The following is a 3,388-nucleotide window of genomic DNA, read 5'->3' on the forward strand; positions in this document are numbered from 1 at the left end:
CCACTGCACCCGCGCCCAGCGGGCCAACAACCAGCAATTCCACTGCTGAGCAGTGCCCGGCTAACTTCGAAGAGCCCCGGATACCCGCCGCCGTCAGGTCGCGGTACAGACCGAACCCGGTCGGACCGGCTTCGTAGGCCACCGCAACCGGACCCGGCAACGTCGCCAGCCATGATCTGACGTGCTCAAATGAGGGCGTCAGCCTCGCCTGATGCAGCTCACTTGTTTGGCCGTCAACCGCCGCCGCCACGATCGATCGTGCGTGCACATCGAGTCCTACACTCGTACGCTCTGTAAACACCGGAGCCTCCCACAAATGTCGGATAGGCCGGGCAGGCGCCTCCTGCTCGGTAACCCACGAGTCTTTGTGCGTGAGGCTCCGGCCCGCAACCCCCCAACACATCGTCGGGAGCTACCCATACCGTCTAGCCAAGAATCCCGAACACTAGACATCCAACCGCGGCCGCGACCGACCCCGCATCCCGGGCGCGCACATTGAGGTGCGCACGTCTCGACAGCCAGCGTCTCAACTCAGTACCGGATCAGGTCTCGAGCGGCGAAGTCGAGCTCGTGGTCGCGCCATCCGCGGTGGCGGTGGGCTGGTCATACACGCTGTGCAGCATCGCTTTTACCGCCGGCCACATGGACTTGGGGCACACTGCCATGAGGTTGGCGGCGTAGTGGGTGCGGCAGCGCTGCCATACCGCGCCGGGCAGGTTCGCTGCGATCGCCTCGATGAGCCCGGCATGAGCATCGGAGGTCACCAAGCGCACCCCGCCCAGGTCGCGGGCCACCAGGTCGGCGAAGAAGGTGTTCCGCGATGCCTTGGTCTCACTGGTGGCCGCCTGCATGCCCAACACCTCGCGGTCGATGGCTTGCGGATGGAGGGCTTCGCACTAATTGTGCCGGTGGCCTCTGACAGGTGTCAGTGGTCGATGTAGAGGCGTGCTGCATGCTGCTTGGCAGTGTCGCGGTGTCCTTCAGCGGCGCGGAGCGCATCGCGGAGAGATGCCAGTGCTTCGGTGATGCCGGCGATGGCTTCGGCGGGAGTGGTGGGCGCCCCAAGGGTGTCGGTGGTGAGGTCGTCGCGTTGGGCGAGGTCGCGGTAGCTGCGCTCGATGTCGAGGACCTGGCGTTGCAGGGCGTTGATGGGGTCGTAGAGCGCGTCGATGGCGTGGTCGAGTGTCCGGCCGGAGTCGTTCACGATGCTCCTCATGGTGTCAGGGACGTGTTGTGGCGCTGTGGGTTAGGTTAGGTGCGGTAGGCGTGGGCTCGGTGGTCGATCTTGACGATGACGATGGTGTGGTTGGGATCGTCGATGCGCAGCAGGATGCGGTAGTCGCCGCGGCGTGCGCTGTGAAGGCCTTCGAAATCGTCGCGTAGCGGTTTGCTGAGGCGGTGCGGGTTGCCGGCGAGGGGCCCGGAGATGAACTCGATGACAGCGTGGACGATCCGGGATGGAAGGCGTTGCAGATCGCGGCGTGCGGGAGATGCGACCTCGACGCGGTACTCATCGGCCGAGTCCGTGGGGTTGTCGCTCACTGGGGCGGCATGCCGTGTTCGGCGCGCAGGTCCTCAAGGGAAACGGTTTGGCCGGCGGCGTACTCGACGTCGGCAGCCGCGACAGCTTCGCGGATGCCGGCGCGTGAGAGCCAGTAGATCGTTTCGTGCAGCGATTCGAGGTCGTCAGCCGACATGAGCACCGCGGCAGGTTTGCCGTGTTTGGTGATCGTGATGATGTCGTGCGTGCTCTCGGCGCTGTCGATGAGCGCGGAGAGCTTGTCCTTGGCTTCGCCGAGAGGCACTGTCGTCATGCATTCAGTCTAGCCGCTAGACTGGCCAGAAACTAGCCCTATATTTAGCCGATAATAGTAATTATGACATTTCGGGCCTGGATGGCGGAGTTCGCGTAGACTGACAACGAGCTAGTCGCATGGCTCCTCCCCGAGTTGCACACGAACACCACACGGTTCCGCAGCGCGCAAGGGCAAGGTCTTCACAGATCCGGCGGACGTTGACCACCTTCACTTTCAGTGTCGGTATGTGTGGGTGCCGATACGGCAAGGTGAACGGACTTACGGTCATGGCTAGCACCAATCACAGGAAGCGCGCGCGCAGTTACCAACGGGCGCACGGCGTTTCATATACTGTCGCCCTGCGAGCAGTCACAGCAGGCGACGGGTGGTCCAACGGAATCACCCCTTGGCTCCGACAATCCCAGAAGCCCTTCAACTGCTATTGGTGCGGCAGCGTAGAAGCGATCCTCTCCTGGGGCGACATCGGCGAAGACACCGAGCGCATCGAGTTTTACTGCCAGAATCCTGATTGTAATGCCCGCGAGGTAGACGTTCTCGTCGTTGACGACGGAACTGATACGACCCGCCGCCGGGCGGACGCTAAGGCGCTCCAACGCTTCCCGGGCGAAGTTCTCGCCGACCCGGTGCTGATCAACGACGACGAGCAACTGGGGTGGATGGTCCGTACGAGCCCACTCCCCTCGGCGCGCACGAGCGGTCAAGTCCAGTGCCTCTTCTGTGGGAAGCAAACCTGCGACGTCGACCCCGCCGGCGACTCTGACATCGGGCGTCTGACCCTGTACTGCCGGAATCCCCGATGCGCCGCCGACACGGCGATCGCTCTAGTCGGCCGAGACGGGACTCCAGCCACGCAAAACCGCGAGGACGTCACAGCGCTGCGCGAGATCGACAATCCCCCGCCACCCCCCTCCGCCGACGGGGCACCACGCATTCGACCAGTTGGTCACCGAACAGACGGTGTACTCGATCGCCGGCGAGGTTGAGGCCGTGCGTCAGCAGAAGGACGGGCGCAGCGTGCCCCGGCAACCCCTCTCCGGTCCGACCCACAAAGATCCCTACATATGGGGGCAAGGATTGCTCTCAAACAGAAAAACCGAAAGAATGCCCAGGTGAATGAGGGTATGCAGAAGGCCGAGTACGTCGCACTCGGCTGCGAGCGCGTTATGGAAACCCTCACCAGCGAGTACGCCGTGCTGCACTCTGAACTCGAAGCACGGCTGGCCGAAAAGTACCACTACCAGCAGGTTGAGGTCATCCAGCCTCACATCCTCACCGTGGCACTGCGGGAACTCGCCGCCGCCGGGCACATCACATTTTCACGTTCGACGACCACGAACACCGCTCAAATCATCACCACGATCGAGCCGGCAGCCACCCACAAAATCAAGACACGGGTCAGCAAGGCCTCCGCGTCGAAGCGCAAACTCTATGGTCGGTACCTCAGCTGGAATCACGCAACGCAGCGGTTCCCCTCCGGTCGGCTCGGGCCCGCCGGAGATATTGTCAAGACCTGTGGATGAGCGGTTTTCAGGCGGCCTCCTGGGTGCCTGAGGTGGCGTCGGGTTCGACGA

The 3,388-nt window shown here is 63.4% G+C and carries 5 protein-coding genes and 2 pseudogenes; 1 reads left to right on the plus strand and 6 read right to left on the minus strand.

Features of this window, described 5'->3' with window-relative positions:
* Positions 1-76: 76 nt before the first annotated feature.
* The 6 genes and pseudogenes from A5788_RS24370 to A5788_RS23895 form a co-directional block, all read right to left on the minus strand.
* A pseudogene (locus A5788_RS24370) lies at positions 77-301 on the minus strand (IS110 family transposase); the annotation flags it as partial.
* Between the two features lie 283 nt (positions 302-584).
* Positions 585-866: pseudogene (locus tag A5788_RS18910) on the minus strand (transposase); the annotation flags it as partial.
* Positions 867-925: 59 nt separating this feature from the next.
* A complete protein-coding gene (locus A5788_RS18915) occupies positions 926-1,204 on the minus strand; it encodes a hypothetical protein (RefSeq protein WP_005203791.1) in 279 nt (92 codons plus the stop codon).
* Between the two features lie 47 nt (positions 1,205-1,251).
* Positions 1,252-1,542 carry a type II toxin-antitoxin system RelE family toxin gene (locus tag A5788_RS18920; RefSeq protein WP_064868217.1) on the minus strand — a complete coding sequence of 97 codons (291 nt, stop codon included), beginning with the start codon at positions 1,540-1,542 and terminating at the stop codon, positions 1,252-1,254.
* The gene (locus tag A5788_RS18925) at positions 1,539-1,814 is read right to left on the minus strand and encodes a type II toxin-antitoxin system Phd/YefM family antitoxin (RefSeq protein WP_005203787.1); all 276 of its coding nucleotides are present in this window, start codon (positions 1,812-1,814) and stop codon (positions 1,539-1,541) included. Before A5788_RS18925 ends, A5788_RS18920 begins: the two co-directional genes overlap by 4 nt.
* A 326-nt stretch (positions 1,815-2,140) precedes the next feature.
* Positions 2,141-2,464: a hypothetical protein gene (locus tag A5788_RS23895; RefSeq protein WP_141630807.1), complete on the minus strand. Its 324-nt coding sequence runs from the start codon at positions 2,462-2,464 to the stop codon at positions 2,141-2,143.
* Positions 2,465-2,938: 474 nt separating this feature from the next.
* On the opposite strand from A5788_RS23895, the gene A5788_RS18935 reads away from it, so the two are divergent.
* A complete protein-coding gene (locus tag A5788_RS18935) occupies positions 2,939-3,337 on the plus strand; it encodes a hypothetical protein (RefSeq protein WP_064868220.1) in 399 nt (132 codons plus the stop codon).
* Positions 3,338-3,388 lie beyond the last annotated feature (51 nt).

The sequence above is a fragment of the Gordonia sp. 852002-50816_SCH5313054-c genome, from assembly GCF_001665925.1.
In the GTDB taxonomy this organism is placed as follows: domain Bacteria; phylum Actinomycetota; class Actinomycetes; order Mycobacteriales; family Mycobacteriaceae; genus Gordonia; species Gordonia jacobaea.

Coding starts and splice junctions, on each gene's coding strand:
- A5788_RS18925 (WP_005203787.1), bottom strand. CDS start 1,814: ATGACGACAGTGCCTCTCGGCGAAGCCAAGGACAAGCTCTCCGCGCTC.
- A5788_RS18935 (WP_064868220.1), top strand. CDS start 2,939: ATGCAGAAGGCCGAGTACGTCGCACTCGGCTGCGAGCGCGTTATGGAA.